The 15,464-nt window shown below is 50.5% G+C and carries 16 protein-coding genes and 1 pseudogene; all 17 read right to left on the bottom strand.

Translation table 11 applies throughout. From position 1 onward, the window contains the following. Positions 1 to 12 precede the first annotated feature (12 nt). The gene (locus tag OCV62_RS15025) at positions 13 to 357 is read right to left on the bottom strand and encodes a TnpV protein (protein ID WP_227148148.1); all 345 of its coding nucleotides are present in this window, start codon (positions 355 to 357) and stop codon (positions 13 to 15) included. 801 nt (positions 358 to 1,158) lie between these two features. Beyond that, positions 1,159 to 1,365: a transposon-transfer assisting family protein gene (locus tag OCV62_RS15020; protein WP_101871406.1), complete on the bottom strand. Its 207-nt coding sequence runs from the start codon at positions 1,363 to 1,365 to the stop codon at positions 1,159 to 1,161. Beyond that, entirely contained in the window at positions 1,366 to 1,959 is a 594-nt protein-coding gene (locus OCV62_RS15015; protein ID WP_101871407.1) for a YodL domain-containing protein, read from the bottom strand. Next, a complete protein-coding gene (locus OCV62_RS15010) occupies positions 1,946 to 2,254 on the bottom strand; it encodes an immunoglobulin (RefSeq protein WP_173859825.1) in 309 nt (102 codons plus the stop codon). The genes OCV62_RS15015 and OCV62_RS15010 overlap by 14 nt, the downstream gene beginning before the upstream one ends. Then, positions 2,251 to 3,138 carry an LPD16 domain-containing protein gene (locus tag OCV62_RS15005; protein WP_262587702.1) on the bottom strand — a complete coding sequence of 296 codons (888 nt, stop codon included), beginning with the start codon at positions 3,136 to 3,138 and terminating at the stop codon, positions 2,251 to 2,253. Before OCV62_RS15005 ends, OCV62_RS15010 begins: the two co-directional genes overlap by 4 nt. Then, complete coding sequence (locus tag OCV62_RS15000; RefSeq protein WP_262587700.1) at positions 3,135 to 5,213, bottom strand: DNA topoisomerase 3; 2,079 nt, start codon at positions 5,211 to 5,213, stop codon at positions 3,135 to 3,137. The genes OCV62_RS15005 and OCV62_RS15000 overlap by 4 nt, the downstream gene beginning before the upstream one ends. Before the next feature lie 129 nt (positions 5,214 to 5,342). Then, positions 5,343 to 5,795 (bottom strand): VOC family protein, encoded by a 453-nt coding sequence (locus OCV62_RS14995; protein ID WP_097783062.1) that lies wholly within the window; start codon positions 5,793 to 5,795, stop codon positions 5,343 to 5,345. Between the two features lie 175 nt (positions 5,796 to 5,970). After that, positions 5,971 to 7,134 carry a CD1107 family mobile element protein gene (locus OCV62_RS14990; RefSeq protein ID WP_262587696.1) on the bottom strand — a complete coding sequence of 388 codons (1,164 nt, stop codon included), beginning with the start codon at positions 7,132 to 7,134 and terminating at the stop codon, positions 5,971 to 5,973. Continuing rightward, the gene (locus tag OCV62_RS14985; protein WP_013274293.1) at positions 7,131 to 7,382 is read right to left on the bottom strand and encodes a DUF4315 family protein; all 252 of its coding nucleotides are present in this window, start codon (positions 7,380 to 7,382) and stop codon (positions 7,131 to 7,133) included. Before OCV62_RS14985 ends, OCV62_RS14990 begins: the two co-directional genes overlap by 4 nt. 35 nt (positions 7,383 to 7,417) lie before the next feature. Next, on the bottom strand, positions 7,418 to 9,187 hold the full coding sequence (locus OCV62_RS14980; RefSeq protein ID WP_262587694.1) for a C40 family peptidase: 1,770 nt from the start codon (positions 9,185 to 9,187) through the stop codon (positions 7,418 to 7,420). A gap of 3 nt (positions 9,188 to 9,190) precedes the next feature. Further along, entirely contained in the window at positions 9,191 to 11,578 is a 2,388-nt protein-coding gene (locus OCV62_RS14975) for a VirB4-like conjugal transfer ATPase, CD1110 family (RefSeq protein ID WP_262587750.1), read from the bottom strand. 19 nt (positions 11,579 to 11,597) lie between these two features. Then, on the bottom strand, positions 11,598 to 11,990 hold the full coding sequence (locus tag OCV62_RS14970; RefSeq protein ID WP_118728666.1) for a PrgI family protein: 393 nt from the start codon (positions 11,988 to 11,990) through the stop codon (positions 11,598 to 11,600). A 17-nt stretch (positions 11,991 to 12,007) separates the two neighbouring features. Beyond that, the gene (locus OCV62_RS14965) at positions 12,008 to 12,874 is read right to left on the bottom strand and encodes a VirB6/TrbL-like conjugal transfer protein, CD1112 family (RefSeq protein WP_262587691.1); all 867 of its coding nucleotides are present in this window, start codon (positions 12,872 to 12,874) and stop codon (positions 12,008 to 12,010) included. Between the two features lie 306 nt (positions 12,875 to 13,180). After that, entirely contained in the window at positions 13,181 to 13,396 is a 216-nt protein-coding gene (locus OCV62_RS14960) for a Maff2 family mobile element protein (protein WP_002576404.1), read from the bottom strand. 206 nt (positions 13,397 to 13,602) lie between these two features. Further along, positions 13,603 to 14,415: pseudogene (locus OCV62_RS14955) on the bottom strand (VirD4-like conjugal transfer protein, CD1115 family); the annotation flags it as partial. A 42-nt stretch (positions 14,416 to 14,457) separates the two neighbouring features. Beyond that, positions 14,458 to 14,616 carry a transposon-encoded TnpW family protein gene (locus tag OCV62_RS14950; protein ID WP_081016876.1) on the bottom strand — a complete coding sequence of 53 codons (159 nt, stop codon included), beginning with the start codon at positions 14,614 to 14,616 and terminating at the stop codon, positions 14,458 to 14,460. 141 nt (positions 14,617 to 14,757) lie between these two features. Beyond that, positions 14,758 to 15,464, bottom strand: a 707-nt coding sequence (locus OCV62_RS14945) for an AAA family ATPase (protein ID WP_262587688.1), incomplete at its 5' end; no start/stop codon positions are given.

Raw genomic sequence — 15,464 nt, 5'->3', positions numbered from 1 at the left:
GACTCATGAAGTTTAACTGTTGATAAGTTCCGTCAGAATGACTTCCTCTGCCTGCGCTTTCAGCATGTTCATGTGCTGCACCCAGGCCATCTGGTTTGATTTCTTGTCCGGTGCCGGATTCGCTTTCAGAAGATCCGCCATCATCTGCTCCATCCGTGCGGTCGCGGTCTCCTGAATCTCCCACAGGTGCGGGTACAGCTTCTCGGTCAGGATCAGGTGATTGTACAGCAGCGTGTTGTTCTCCTGCAGAAACGCTCTGCGCATCCTCCCGTACTTGCCCAGGGGCTTCTGTTCCTGCACCGACAACTGGATGTCCGGAATCAGGTAATCGCCGTTCTTCGTGTAATTCAGCTCCATCATAGTTTTGGCTCCTTTCTGCCTGCTTATCTCTTTCATAGGTTCGGATCGTGCGTTCAATTTCCCGGAAGATCTGGCTGGACATTTCGCTGACCGCAGTTCCCAGCACATTGGCGGCAGCCTGCGTATTAAAATCAAAGATGTCCAGAAAATCCTCGTGCTCAAAATAGTCATCTGCATTGCCCACCGTCCGGGTAAAGACGGAATATGCGATGCTGACAGCGGCAGCTCTCTTAAAGGAAGCTCCGATGTTGAGTTCATCATATCCTTCCAGATAGGAATCTGCAACGATGTCACTGATCTGCCTGCGGTTTTCCTCCCAGTAATCCCTTGCAAGGCGTTCTGCCGCTTCCATGATATGATTTTCCAGAGACCCGGCACCGGCAGAAACATCAAATGCTGTATCCAGTGCGCGAATGATTGGCTGCTCATGCTCCGCATTCATTTTCCAGAGCTGTACCGGTCGGGAATTCTTCCGTTCTCCGGTATCTGCCACATCAAATACATACCGCAGTTTCGGCTGCTCGCCGCGCATGTCCAAAAGAGCAATGCCCTTGGAGCCACGCTTCACATAGCGGTTCATCCGATCATTCCAGAGATCGTACTCTGCACAGGCCGTCGCTTCTGGTCTCTGCTTATAGATCATCAGCTGCTCCGCAAAAGGATACTTATAAAGCCGTGCGGATGTGGTCAGAAACGCTGTCCACTGCTCTTTGCTGCCAGTGATCTGTGCCGCAGCTTCCTGCGCCATCTGCATATAATAAGCCGTTTTCGTCATCATCTATTTTTTCCTCCTCTCCTTTATTCGTCTGGATACAAATCCAGTGCCTCATATTCTGCATCCGTCATCTCTGCCAGTTTCGCAAGCAGCGAGGCCGTCCACCTGCGCAGGTTTCTATCTCTGCCGGTCAGACTTTTCTGCATCATCTGAAGCTCTGCAATCAGCCCTGTCCGTGTGCCAGGACTGTAAAGCATCATGAGCATCCATTCGTCATCCGTAAAACGCATTTATAACTCCTTTTCTTCGCAGCACCTACGAGGCGGCGCAGGCGGCACCGCCTCCTGCTTTTCCTTCAGCTGATCCAGAACCGATGCTTTCTCCGCCGGTTCTTCCTTCTTTCCGTTATTGATTACGCCGTCAATCATACCGTAATCGTCTTCCATTGCCATTTCTGCGGCTTTCAGATAATTCTCCGGTTTCAAAAATCCGGGCAGCTCCTGGAAGCCGATGGAATCCACATAGTGACAGCTTACAACACCATTCTGCCGTAAAGCCACGATGTCAGACACAGAAAGACTATGCCCAGTAAAATCATCAGGGCGGGAAACATTGAATTTCGCATACAGTTCCTCCAACATCGTATTCTGATCCTTGTAGGGAAGCAGCGGAGCCGTATAAACCACTTCATAATGGTCAATATCCGGTTCCAGCCCCATCCGTTCCAGTTCGCGCATAGACGAAAAGCGTTCATATACCGTATCCTCGATGCGGCGAAGCTGCAAAATCGCATACTGGTCGGTAGCACTGTCGAGAAATGCCATCATTCTTTCGTCCGGTGCCTGATTTCCATGCACTTCATCCCATTTTTCAATTCTTGCCATCGTTCATTTCTCCCTTCTCCATAAACGGCAGGCCGTTTTCCTTTGCTTCCTGTCGCTGCTGTTCCCGCCGCTTTTCACTGTACGGCGGTCGGATACCAACACAGCGTTTCGGAATCGTATAAGTGACCGACCCATGCTCCCGGTGCTCCAAAATAAACTGCTCCGGATACTGTTTTCGCAGTTCCCGAAGCTTCTTAATCAGGCGGCTGTCATGGGTATAAATGCTGGCGGTATCCAGTTCATTATCAAAATTGATGACGGTTTCCTGCTCCGCCTTCGTGAGCTTGTGTTTCATCGCTCCGTCTCCTTCGCCTTAGTAGCTTTCACAGGCGTATCCGTTCTGGAAGATAAATCCGAGAGTTTACCCAGCACAGATTCCCGTCTGCTGATTTCTGCATCCTCTGCACGATCACAAAGTTCATCATAGTCAATCCGCGTCATGGTACGGCCACCGAACCCATAATCCGAAAGAATCTGGTCTCTGGCTGCATTCATGCTGATTTCCGGGTTGTCGATCTGTCCACCGTCAATTTCCGTGAAGTCCTTATGATATAAGGTATAGTCGTAACCGTCCTCACAGGTCTGAATGGCAAGAAAGCCCTTGCTTCCCAAATCCCATGCGCTGTGTTCCTCCGTAATCAACAGCTCCGGGCGGCATGTGCCACCGCCGCGTTCCAGCATTTCTGCCAGCTGGCAAATGTGCAGAACATCATACCCCAGGCGCAGATGATATTCGTCCATATATTCGCAGCGGGCTGAGAATTTCCGATTCGGATACTCAATCTCTACCGCACTGCCATCCGGAATTTTGAAACGATCCTCGTAGCTGCTGGTGATAAACCGGATATTTTTAGCATTCTCCAGTTCAGGATCAGCCTTTTTCATCTGCCAAAGAACCTTTCTGCCGCCGCGCATCTGCTCCAGCATCTCCGGGGCTACCGGCGCAACGGTAAGACCGTCCAGCTGGGGAATCTCCTTGAGTGCTGCCACCCTCGCGCTTTCTTCCAGCGTAGAAAACGGCTGTTTATCCAACACATCCCAGCCAATGTGTCCCTCGGCAATCTGCACCTTGCTGTCCATATCAAAACAATGGAATTCCACGCCGTCCTGCTTTTCCTGCAAGGAAAGCAGAGCGACATTATCCACCAGATAAGCTGCATTCATCATTTTCATGCTCATTTTTTACCTCCAAACTCCAGCTTAAATGCTGCTGCACCGTCCTCGCCGGTCTCTACATGAACGGTTGTGTCATAGTAACGATTGGACTTCCTGGAATAGCAATGGGTAAGCCGTGCTTTTCCACGATTTACCAGTTGCTTTGCCAGTTCCTCTGTCATCTGCTTTCCCAGTGTCTGAAAAAACCTGTTTTCCTTCCAGAGCGCAAATTTACAGCTCTTATCCCTGCAAAACCATCCTTTTGCCGTTTCGCAGACATCACTGCCGCAGGCGGGACAGGAACCAATGACCTTGCGTTCCGGCTGCATCAGCACATCGGCTCCTTTTACAGCCTCGTAGGTTTTAACAAGTCCGCTAACCATGCTGCTGATTTCGCCCATAAAGGCATCGCTGTCATACTCGCCGTGTTCTATTTTCAGCAGTTTTTCCTCCCAGTCTGCCGTCATGGATGGAGACTGAATCTGTTCCGGCACCACCGTCACCAGCGCATTTCCCTTGTCCGTAGAGCAAAGGTATTTCGTTTTCTTATCACCCCTACGCTCGATAAAGCCTTTCTGCACCAGTTTTTCGATGATGGCAGCGCGTGTAGCTGGTGTACCGATGCCTTTTCGCTCTACACCAGCCGGAAATTCATCCGAGCTGGCACTCTCCATCGCTGAAAGCAGAAGATCTTCGGTAAATCTCTTAGGCGGGCTGGTCTTGCCCTCTTTCAGATCGACACCGGCAAGTTCCAGTGTCATGCCTTCCGAAAGTATCGGAAGTTCACCTGCCTCTGCATTCTTCTCAGCATCTTCAACTGCCTTTCCTGCATATTGCCTCCAGCCCATATCCGTGACTGTTTTGCCTTTCGTGCGGAACTTCTGACCGGCGCACTCGGCTTCTACTATGGTCTCTGCATAGCGGCAGGGAGTGCCTACCGCGCAAATCAGCCGCACCGTCAGCATGGTAAGAATCGCCTGTTCTCCACTGGGAAGAGAGGAAATGTCATAACCCGCCGCTGTTTTTGTAGGGATAATAGCATGGTGATCGGTAACTTTCTTGGTATTGATGACCTGTGCTGTATTCACCGGTGCCGGTGCATCTGGCTGAATCTGAAAGCTCTGCTGAATCACGGAAACAAGTTCCGGCACAAGCGGTGCCATATCATCCGTCAGATACCGGCTGTCGGTACGGGGATAGGTCACGAGTTTCTTCTCGTACAGAGCCTGCGTGTAATCCAAGGTCTGCTGGGCAGTGAATCCCAGCTGCCGGTTTGCTTCTCTCTGAAGCGATGTCAGATCAAACAAGGCCGGGGGCTTCTCTGATTTTTCTTTCTGCTCCACCTTGGTAATGATGGCACTACCCGCCTGACAGCACTCTGCCACCAGTTTTTCTGCATCTGCTTTTGCTTTCATCCGCTCACCACCCGCTTGAAAATCCCGGAATTTCAATTCTGCCGAGTAGAATGGTTCCGGCTTGAACGCCCGAATAGCTGCATCCCGCATAACCACCATCGCAAGCGTTGGTGTCATCACGCGCCCCACATTCAGGGTCTGCCCATACAGGCATGAAAAAAGCCGGGTTGCGTTGATTCCGACAATCCAGTCGGCACGCTCCCGGCATAAAGCCGCCTCATATAAGGCATCATATTCTGTTCCCGGTCTGAGCTTCTGAAAGCCTTCCCGGATAGCACTGTCCTCCATTGAGGAAATCCACAGGCGTTCTACCGGCTTTTTGCAGCCGCACTGATGGTAAACCAATCGGAAAATCAGTTCTCCCTCACGCCCTGCGTCAGTTGCACAGATCAGGCTCTCCACATCTTTCCTCTGCATGAGCTTTTTCAGGATTCCAAACTGCTTTTTCGTGCTGGCGGACACCTGATACTGCCAATGTTCCGGCAAAATTGGAAGATCATCATATCTCCACTTAGCATATTTTTCATCATAGGCTTCCGGCTGGGAAAGTTCCACCAGATGCCCCACACACCAGCTGACAAGGTAACCATTGCCCTCCATATAACCGTTCCCGCGCTGATTTGATCCGATCACCTTCGAGAGGCTCATGGCAACTGAGGGCTTTTCCGCTAATACAAGCTTCATTCGATACTGCTCCTTTCGCAAAAAATTAGCAGCCAGGCACCGAAGCACATGACTGCTATGTAAGGAACGGTATTCTGTTTTAGGTCTACAAACTTGAAGTTGGCAATTTCCTATACCTATAATTTCTTATCAAAGAGGCTGCATCATTTCAAGGATAATGCCATCCGGGTCTCTGAAATAAAAAGCTCGGCTCTCCCCAAATCCATTTGCTCTAAAGTCGAAATACTGCGGTTCAGATAAGCACTCCACATGATTTTCGATAAGGATATTATAGACAGAATCAATGTCATCCGTATAGAAACATACTTCCGAGATGGATGTCGTAAACAAGTCTGATTGTTCTTTATGGATCTCGCTATCTACGAACTGAATCAGCTCGACCGGTGGCGTTTCAATAACCTTAGAACCGTTCAAATAAGCGACCCTTGCTTTGCAATTCGACTTGCGAAACATTTTATCTGTTTCTTCGCCTTCCATAAAAATTTCTCCTTGAAATTCAAGTCCAAGGATGTCTCTGTAGAAAGCAATCGAGCGATCCAAATCAGAAACGGTCAATCCAACATGATAAATTCTTCCAATCATATTTTTATAGCCTCCTGAGAAAATCCCGAGTTGTTGAGCTGTTTTTACTTTCTATTTTATCAGATATCGCCTACAGATTCCATAGCTTCATGGCTCAAAATAGTTCATCCACAAACCATTTGGCTATGTAAAAGGGACGGCTTCTCAGCCGCCCCACCGGTCAACGCTGCGTTAATCAGACAGGTTCATCGTCCGATTCTGCTTCGTAATCCTCGTTGACATCCACTTCTTCGCCCTCGTCACCATCATCCTCCGGCAGCTGGAGTACGTCTTCATCCTCATCGTGATAATCCGCATCCGGGTCCGACTGATTTTTCTTGGACGCAGGCTTTACGCCCTTCATCTTAACATAAAGATAACCGCCGACACCGGCTGCACCGATCACAAACAGAAGCAGCATAATCATCGGGAGCGGGGAAGCTTTCTTCTGCTCGCCCTCTGTTTTTTGCTCTTCCGGTGCAGGTTCCGTCTCCTTCGGCTTTTCGGTTTCAGCAGGTTCCGTGACTTCCGGTTTCTTCTCCTGATACTTGGCGGCTTCCTCTTCATCCATCAGCGCAAGCAGATCGGCCTCATCCACCATATTCAGAAAATGCACATTCTGGTTGCCGTCTTTATCGCGGTCGATGATCAGATAAAAGGTGTTGCCCGCCTTTGTCACCAGCGTAATGAACTGCTGGCTGGATTTATCTTCTTCCTCACCGATATCGTCCACCAGCGTCATATTTCCTTCCGGAGTCAAAGCTGTACTGGATTCCGTCTCATCCTCGGATGACATTCCGCTCTGCATCAGATCCAGAAACAGCTTCAGCGCATCTTCACTGAACATGCTGCTGTCTTTTGCAGAATCCGTGACATTCAGGTACTTTCCATGTGCATACCCGGTTTTGCCGTTGAAGTTTACCTTATACCAGTCACCGCATTTTTCGACAATCTCCACCGTATCGCCGGAATGCAGATATCCGATAATCTCCTGATCCATGCCGGGACCGGAACGAAAATGCAGGCTGGTGATACCCGGCACCACCGTACCCATCTGCTTTTGGGACTTTTCGCTGCCGATATTGTATTCCTTGCCGCCCACCGTAACGATCAGGTTCCCATCCGCATCCGTAGAGACCTCATAGCCATCCGGCAGCACCTGCATGTCCGAGTCGATTTCGATGCTGTCGGTATTGTCCGTTTCCCCTGCATTTGCGCTTTCTGCTGCATCCGCTTCCTGCGCAGCGGTACTGACAGATGTGTTCTTCTGCACATCATCGCCCGTATAGGCAAATGCAGTGGTCGTAAAGGTTCCTGCCGCCATCACACTGGCAAGCAGCATTGCCATCATCTTTTTCATTCCATATCCTCCGTTTCTTTCTCATCCAGTTTCAGATTTTCCGGGTTGGGAACCGCAGCCTGCGCCATCTGAATGATAACTGCCAGCTGTTCCGGGGTCAGGCTCTGGGCATGTACCATTTCACAGATTTCGCTGTTTTCCTGCTCGTGGTACTTTCTGTCCCATTCCTTTCTGCGTTCCTCCCACTCATCGCGTTTCCTGCGGGCTTTCTCACGCTCCGCAGCAATCTTTTCCAGTTTCAAACTCATGTTGTGTCCTTTCCGGGCGAATAAACGCCCTGTTTTTATCGAATTCTTCCCATGCAGTAGTAGTGCTGCCTCCAGTAGTTCGTCTCAGTGGAAGCATAGGAAATTGGGTTGCCGCAGTGAATCATCATCCCGTTGCCGACATAAATGCCCACATGGGACGCTCCGCTGGTGTTGTAGGTTTTCTGGAAGAAGATCAGGTCTCCGGGCTTTGCCTCACTTTTCGGAATAATGTCGCATTTTCCCATCAGACCATTGGCCGTCTGTCTGTCTACATGCCAGCCATTGCCGCAGTGGTTGATGACCCAGCTGACAAAGCCGGAACAATCAAAGCTCGTGCTCGGCGAGCTGCCGCCCCAGACATAGGGATAACCGAGATATTTTTCTGCTTCGGTAATCATCTTTCGGAATTTTTCATCCGTCAGAGCCTCGCCCGGAATGTCGTAATCCTGGTATTCTCCGCTGGAACCTGCGCCATCCGGCGTTGCAAAGGCGATGCCTGCAAACAGGTCATCCCGATTGCCCCGGCACTCCAATGTGACTTCGTAGCGTTCCAGCTGGTCATCTGTAAGACCGGAATTTCTGGCAACATAGTCCATACCCCGATTGAGCAGCGTTACATTGAGGATTTTATACTCATACTGTACCGTTACCTGATAGGTGTAGGTGTGCCCGGTTCCGGTGATTGGATTGTAACTATAACCCACACGAGTTTCTTTCCTTGTCCGGATTTCCACCTTTTCCACCAGCTTCAACTCATACTGCGCTTCAAAAATACTCTGGAGCCGCGCCTGCACCTGGCTTCTCGTGTAATTTTCAAATTCTACGGTCAGCAGAGATGCAAGCTCATAGGGATTGTGTCCGATCTCTGCCAGATTGTAGCGATACTCGTCATAGCCCGGATGGTCGGTTTCAATGCGGTCGATTTGTTTGCGAAGTTTATCTTCCAGCTTGGTATAATCCGTCTCCACGCCTTTCAAATCTTCATCTTCTGCCGTGTAGGAAGTCCCCAGCACCACATTGCCGCCGCCATTGATCAAGACGGAGCAGGACGAAACCGACCCGGCAATCACCAAAACAAGCAGTCCCACGGCTGCGATACCGATGATGATATGCGAGTGGCTCTGCACAAACTGAAATGCCTTTTCCGTTATACTGGCAGTACCCTGCGCAGCTTTGGCTGTGCCAGCTGCTGTGTTCTCCGTAGCGGCCGCACCTGCCTTCGCAGCGGCATACTCTTTTTTAATGGCCTGCTTCTGCCGCCATCGGGAAAAGAAATTGGAGGCAGCCTGCGGATCAGACTTCATGCGTTCCGTAAAGATGGAATCTACGGCATCTTTATCTGCCTTTTTCTCCAACCGCTCCAGCTTTTTGTACTGCCGCAGCTTTCGACCATATTGGAACCGGGAACCAGCACGGGCTGCACCTTCCGCTGAGCCTTCGGTAAAATGCGCTGCCTCCACACCAGAATTATTATCCTGGTCGGCATTGCGCACACTCTGATGTGCCTTGGCTGAAAGTGCATCTGCCGCAAGATTTCCCGGCTTCTTTGGCTTTCCGCCTTTTTTCCCGGAAGCTGCTGCATTCTTTTTCGCTTTTACTTCCTGATCTGATTTCAGCTTCTTACTGCGCATCTTAGCAAGATCGGCCTCGTGACGAATCTGCCTTCGGTGTTCCGCTTTTTTCTTGCCGCCGTCTCCCGTACTGCTATCTGCGGTTTTGCTTCTGGAATCGCGAAGGGTGTTCTCCGTACCCTCGCGCTCCTGCCGCAGCTTGTCTCCGAGATTCGGATTTTTCTTGCCAGCCATTGCTTACGCCTCCTTTGCTTCCTGAACTTCGGTTAATTTTGTCGTCATAATCCGGTACAGTTCCAGATCGGTCGGGAAACGATCAACGAACGGCAAAATCACATTTCCGTAGAACAGCAGTCCTTCGCCTTCGCCGGAGTGAGTCACATAGGACAGCTGGTGCGGGCTGATATTCAGCTGATCCGCCAGAATCTGACGGTCACCGGCTGCCTGATTCAGCATATAAATGAAGTCGCTGTTCTCAAAAATGTTCGTCACTTCGCGGGAAGAAAGCAGATCTTTTACGTTCTGGGTGATGCCGGTGGGAATACCACCCCATTTACGGAATCGCTTCCAGATTTCCACGCTGTAAGCCGCTGTCTGCTCTTCTTTCAAAAGCAGATGGAACTCGTCCATATAGTAGCGGGTGGCTTTACCGGCATTGCGGTTGGCGGTTACACGCCCCCAGACCTGATCCTGCACCACCAGCATACCGATCTTTTTCAGCTGCTTGCCCAGCTCCTTGATGTCATAGCAGACCAGCCGGTTATTGATATCTACGTTGGTGCGGTGGTTAAATAGGTTCAGCGAACCGGTCACATAGATTTCCAGTGCCGTTGCCACATGGTGTGCTTCCTTTTCATCCTGCCGGAGCAATGCCTCGTACAAGTCCTGCAACACCGGCATGTTCTCCGGCACCGGATTCTCAAAATAGGTCTGGTAAATCTGATGAACACATCGGTCGATGACCGTCTTTTCTACCGGTTGCAAGCCTTCTTTTCCGCCCACGATCAGCTCACACAGGGACAGGATGAAATCTGCTTTCAGGGCAATCGGATTATCCTCTTCCGAATAGTTCGCATTGATGTCCATCGGGTTGATATACTGCGTGCTGGAAGGGCTGATTTTAATAACCTGCCCCTCAAATTTCTGCACCAGAGCCGTGTACTCGGCTTCCGGATCGCACACGATTACATCGTCATCCGTCACCAGAAACGCATTGGCGATTTCACGCTTGGCAGAAAAGGATTTACCGGAACCGGGAGTACCAAGAATCAGCCCGTTGGGGTTCTTGAGCTTTTTCCGGTCAACCATGATCAGGTTGTTGGACAGGGCATTCAACCCATAGTACAGAGCCTCTTTCCCGGTCTGAAACAGTTCCTGGGTGGTAAACGGCACGAAAATTGCCGTGCTGCTGGTAGTCATGCTGCGCTGAATCTCAATCAGGTTCTGTGCCAGCGGCAGGCAGCTCATCAGCCCCTGCTCTTGCTGAAAGTCCAGACGGCGCAGGTTGCAGTTGTACTTCTGTGCGATGCTGGAAGCCTGAAACACGTTGGTCTCTAGCTCCTGCTCCGTCTCGCCGGTGTTCATCACCAGAAAGGTCAGCAGGAACATACGCTCATTCTGGCTCTGCAATTCCTTCAGCAATGCCTTTGCGTCCTTACCATAAGTCGCCAAATCCGACGGAATGATGTCCATATCGTATCCGGAACGGACTGCTTTCTTCTGTTCCTCAATCTTGGAACGATCCAGCTCCGTGATGGTATGCTTAATGGACTTGATTGCTTTGTTCTGGTCTACCGACTGAATGTGCATGGTCACGATCTGGCTGGATTCCATATCCAGAAAGTCCTTCAGCAGCTGATCCGACAGGTCGGAAGCTGTGATCTGGAGATAGGACATAGAACCATACATCCCGCCCATCTGAAAAATCCGGTTCTTCGGAAAGGCAAATCCGGTCGGAGCAATAAAGTCCTTTACCGACAGCCCGCTCTCCGGCAGCCACTTCCAATCGAAATTGAACCGGTCATGGTCGCCCATGTGGAACATATCGTGCATCAGATGAAGCCGTTCCTTGCCGTTCAGCAGTTTTGCCCGGACACCCAAGCGTTTGAAGTTGTTCATCAGGTCAATCTCAATGTGAATGAGCCTCGGCTTTGCCTGTTTCATGGATTCTGCTTCAATGCCAAACGTCAGGTACTTCGTCTTGGTCAGGCCGTTGTTGCCCTGGGCAAGCTGGCGGCGCAGCATGGTGCTGTACTCCGTGCGCACCGGATTGAAATGATCCTTCTGGTACGGGATACGCACCATCTTCTCAAAATTCGAAGCATCCGTAGCCATATTCATAAAAGAAAGCTCAAAGCGGATGCTGGAATCAAAGAAGTTCAGGAAGCTGCACCATTCTTCAAAGATAGCCGTCTGATCCTCCTGTTGTGCCAGCTGATAATTGATATCCTGAAACTGGATGGTTTTGGTGTAGTAGTTGTCCGTCACACGGCAGATACCGTCCGGGAACATCCGCTGAAAAGGAATGCTCTCCTGTGCCGAATGCGGAATCGTGCGGTCAACCCTTGCTCGGTCAATCACCGTCTGCACCTGTTTCTGCTCTGCGGCTGACAGATGAGACGGCATTCGGATGTCATCCTGCTTTTTATTCTTCGCTGTCAGCTTTTCGAGAATTTTGAACAATGCGATTTACCTCCATTTCCATGTCTGCCTGCTGAACCAGCAGTGCATAGTAATTTTTTGTTTTGTAAGGCCGCGTTTTCGGCCTCTTGAACTTTGCCTCATAGAAGTGCTTTGCCACCACTTCCAGCGGCTGACCGTCTTTCTCGTACATGGCAAGAAAGAAAAGCGGTAGCATCACTGCCATCATGCCAAGTGCAGCAAGGCTCAGATTCCCGCTGGACTTGAGCAAAAAGAAAACCGGAACGCCAATCAGCGCACCGGCTCCGAAGCAGAAAATCTGCCGTTTGGTCAGGTTCATAAAGACCTTGGTTTTGACCTTTGAAAGGTCACGCGGTACAGAAATATAAGATGCCACGAATCATGCCTCCTTCCTTAATGCGCTGCAAACACGGATTTTGCGAGGCTTCCCGTCTTAAACAGCGTAAATGCCAGCAAAACCGTATAGCCCATAACGCCCCAAATGCTGCTGATGATGTTATCCGAAAAGGACAGGTTCTGAATCAGAACTGCGTAGATGCCTACACAGATCATGATAAGAAACCCCTGGAATCCCAGTGCAAACAGGGAGCGCAGATAGTTTTGACCGGTGTGGCTCTGCTCATGGTTTCCAAAGGTTGCGAACGGAATCGGCGCAAGACTCACCATGAGGTAAATTTCCACCATTCGGCCATACACGATGACAAAGATGATAGCCGACAACGCCAGCATCGTGACCTGAACCACAAAGGTCTGCAAATACAGTCCCAGCAGCGGTCCCAAGTCCATGCCTTCCAGTGTAGCCTGCATTGCTGTCAGGGTCGCATCGCTGACGGACGTACTGCCGGAAATCAGACCGCCACTTCGGGAGATCACTTGCTGCGCCACATCAAAGACAGCCATCGTGATATTGAATGTGTTCGAGATCAGAGTCACTGCCAGAAAGGTCTTAAAGACCCATTTGAAAAATGTCCACGTCTCGAAATTTGCCAGATTGTTATGCTCGATGAGCATCTGGATCAGCTCATAACAAGCGATGAATGTCAGCACCATTCCGGCAATGGGCAGGATCACGGATTCCGAGATGTTACGGATCATAGAGAAAACCGCAGGTGAAAAGTTCACCGGTGTGGTTCCCACATCGCTTGCGATCTGTCCAACCTGCTGGTTGACCGAATCGAACATCCCTGAAAGATTTCCCATGATACCGCTGATGATCATGCTCTTGAGCCAATCTGTGATCTGTTCAAGGATACTCTGCATGAGCCGCCTCCTTCCTTACGCGAACACGCCGAACAGCTTCGCCATCCGGGACAGAAGCATAAACAGCTGTGAGAAAAGAGACAGTGCCGATGCAGTTGTAGTAAGAAACGCCATAGATTTGTCCTCCTGTAACTTGTCCGGCCTATCAGCCGGTGCGATTCTAAACTGCGGTTCTGCGCCATACTTCCAACATGTGCACCTGCCGGAGAGCGCAGAAAATAGCCAGCTGCGGATATTGCCTGCACCTGACTATGTAACAGGCAGCTTTCGCCGCCCGGTCGGAATCTTCGCTCCGACAGCCTTTGCTTAACCGAACAGACCGGAAAGCAGCGGCACCAGAGTCGTGCCGATCAGTGCTACACCGCCACCGGCCATCAGCTGCTTCATGCCCTGAGACTTGGCACCAGGGTTGTCGTTGCCGTAGCCTTCCAGCAGGTTGATCGCTCCCCAGATGCCGAGGCCGGCACCCAGTGCGATAACGAGGGTCTGAAGAACGGTTACTGCGCTGTTGAAAAATGCCATAAATGTGTACCTCCTTGTACGTTGCGCCCTTATGGGCTGATGAATAGTGATTTTCCATCTGCATGTGCACCTGCAAATGGGCAAACATATAGCCAGATTTCCAATCCCAATCAGAAACCTGGCTATGTAAAGAGGCGGCAGCTCGCCGCCCCTTCTTATTCTGTTGCCAACAGCACACCTATGACATCTTCGTCACCGGAACGAACTTACTTGGCATGATCTGCATCAACCACTTCGTACTTATCACCGGGCTTGAGTTTCAGCCGATGGTCAAGAAACGCCTCGATGCTGAACGTGTTTTTCTTATCAGCACCGGCAGTGAGCTTGTAGTTCGGATGCTGGGTCAGATCGTATTTATCTGACTTGAACGGTCTCACACCGCGCAGTTGCAAAATGCACTTACCGCCATCCAACACAGACAGTTCATCCACCGAGGCCAGGTCATGCCCGACTTTTTGGTAATTGGTGCCGTAGGATGGGCTATTACCTCTGGTATCGGAAGTGTTGTACAGATCAATCGTTTCTTTCCCCAGTGCCTGATTCAGCTCTTTCAGCGTAGTCGGCTCCGAACCGCCAAGAAAAATACGGGAATCCATATTGCCGATGATGGTATCGGCATTGTCCTTGTAGATTGCCTTCAACTGGCTCTGTGCCTGAAGCACCAGACACGCCGAGATTTCTCTTGATCGGATGGTGGCTACCAGCTTTTCCAGATTCGGAATCTGACCAATGTTCGCACACTCATCAATCAGGCAGCGCACATGCACCGGCAGTCTGCCGCCGTAAACATCATCCGCTTTTTCGCACAGCAGGTTAAACAGCTGTGTGTAAATCATGGAAATCAGGAAATTAAAAGTCGGGTCTGTATCGCTCATAATGAGGAACAGAGCCGTTTTCTTATCTCCCACCGTATCCAGCGACAGCTCATCGTACATAGTGATACCACGGACTTCCTCAATATCGAAGGGAGCAAGACGTGCGCCGCAGCTCACCAGAATCGACTTTAAGGTCTTGCCAGAGACAAAAAGTCAAGGACTTTTTCATCAAATTCAAAAAAGAAGTCACATTTTGCGGACTTCCTCACGGAGCAGACGCTTGATTTTGTCCTCCATCGTTTCTTTTGCAGTCTGGCTGAAATGCACACGGACGATATAGGTTGTCTTGCCGATCTGCTTTCTGACAGTCGGGCAAGTGGTGCTGTTGGTTGCGGTATTGTTCATTCAAAATCCTCCTGTAAATGAAAAATGCCCGGTGACTGTTCATCATCGGGCGGTGTCGGTATGAGGGAACAAGGCAAGGCGGCAACATTAAGGTATCTATAAAAACCTTGCCGTCTTTGCCATGCTTGCCGTGTTCCTGCGTCAGCTTCGGAGATAGCAGACCCATGCTGTGCCGTCTTTCTCGGTTATGAGCCTGTCTCCGATACGGCTTTTCGCCGTTCGCATGGTGCGTGAGGAAATCCCTCGGTCATTGACCGCTTTTTCCAGCTCTGCACTTGGCATTTTCTTTCCGTTTGCCAGCAGTTCCAGTATCAGCATTTCTGCCTGTGCGGTCTTGCTTTCCGTCTTGGCTGTGTCCGTTCCGGCAAGCAGTTCATCGGCGGTAATGTCATAAGCACCTATCCATTCAAACCCTTTCTCGTCTCCCAGAGAAAAAGCAAGGGACTGTCCGGGTGGTGCAAGAGAGCTTTTCTCATGGATAAGCACCCTCGTTGTGGGATTGTCTTTCAGTTTGCCGATAAACAGCAGACTGCGGACTGCCGCCGTAATGTCGATAGAGCCTAATCCCCGGTAGGTGCTTTGCGTTCCTGCGGCTTTGTTGAGGTGTCCTATCAGAACGATAGCGCACCCTGTAGCCTGTGCAATGTCTCCCAGACTGCGGAAGATGGGACGGACTTCATTTGCCCGGTTCATATCCACATCTGCGCCCATAAACGCCTGCACCGGGTCAATGATAACCAGCCTTGCGTTGTTCTCACGGATTGCTCTTGCTATGCGCTCATCGGCAAGGGTCAGCGGTGTGTCCCTATCGTCAATGACAAGCACTCTTTCAAGGTCTGCTTCCGCTT

Origin of the sequence: Gallintestinimicrobium propionicum, assembly GCF_025567525.1 — a bacterium.
GTDB lineage: Bacteria > Bacillota > Clostridia > Lachnospirales > Lachnospiraceae > Gallintestinimicrobium > Gallintestinimicrobium propionicum.
Note: the sequence above shows the minus strand (reverse complement) of the source record. Positions and strands in the feature narration are given on the sequence as shown.

What these genes read in the sequence shown, in the direction of transcription:
- OCV62_RS14990 (WP_262587696.1), bottom strand. Translation starts at nt 7,134, where the DNA reads ATGAAAAAGATGATGGCAATGCTGCTTGCCAGTGTGATGGCGGCAGGA.
- OCV62_RS15015 (WP_101871407.1), bottom strand. Translation starts at nt 1,959, where the DNA reads ATGGCAAGAATTGAAAAATGGGATGAAGTGCATGGAAATCAGGCACCG.
- OCV62_RS15005 (WP_262587702.1), bottom strand. Translation starts at nt 3,138, where the DNA reads ATGAGCATGAAAATGATGAATGCAGCTTATCTGGTGGATAATGTCGCT.
- OCV62_RS15000 (WP_262587700.1), bottom strand. Translation starts at nt 5,213, where the DNA reads ATGAAGCTTGTATTAGCGGAAAAGCCCTCAGTTGCCATGAGCCTCTCG.
- OCV62_RS14975 (WP_262587750.1), bottom strand. Translation starts at nt 11,578, where the DNA reads ATGCCGTCTCATCTGTCAGCCGCAGAGCAGAAACAGGTGCAGACGGTG.
- OCV62_RS15020 (WP_101871406.1), bottom strand. Translation starts at nt 1,365, where the DNA reads ATGCGTTTTACGGATGACGAATGGATGCTCATGATGCTTTACAGTCCT.
- OCV62_RS14980 (WP_262587694.1), bottom strand. Translation starts at nt 9,187, where the DNA reads ATGGCTGGCAAGAAAAATCCGAATCTCGGAGACAAGCTGCGGCAGGAG.
- OCV62_RS14960 (WP_002576404.1), bottom strand. Translation starts at nt 13,396, where the DNA reads ATGGCATTTTTCAACAGCGCAGTAACCGTTCTTCAGACCCTCGTTATC.
- OCV62_RS14995 (WP_097783062.1), bottom strand. Translation starts at nt 5,795, where the DNA reads ATGATTGGAAGAATTTATCATGTTGGATTGACCGTTTCTGATTTGGAT.
- OCV62_RS14965 (WP_262587691.1), bottom strand. Translation starts at nt 12,874, where the DNA reads ATGCAGAGTATCCTTGAACAGATCACAGATTGGCTCAAGAGCATGATC.
- OCV62_RS15010 (WP_173859825.1), bottom strand. Translation starts at nt 2,254, where the DNA reads ATGAAACACAAGCTCACGAAGGCGGAGCAGGAAACCGTCATCAATTTT.
- OCV62_RS15025 (WP_227148148.1), bottom strand. Translation starts at nt 357, where the DNA reads ATGGAGCTGAATTACACGAAGAACGGCGATTACCTGATTCCGGACATC.
- OCV62_RS14950 (WP_081016876.1), bottom strand. Translation starts at nt 14,616, where the DNA reads ATGAACAATACCGCAACCAACAGCACCACTTGCCCGACTGTCAGAAAG.
- OCV62_RS14985 (WP_013274293.1), bottom strand. Translation starts at nt 7,382, where the DNA reads ATGAGTTTGAAACTGGAAAAGATTGCTGCGGAGCGTGAGAAAGCCCGC.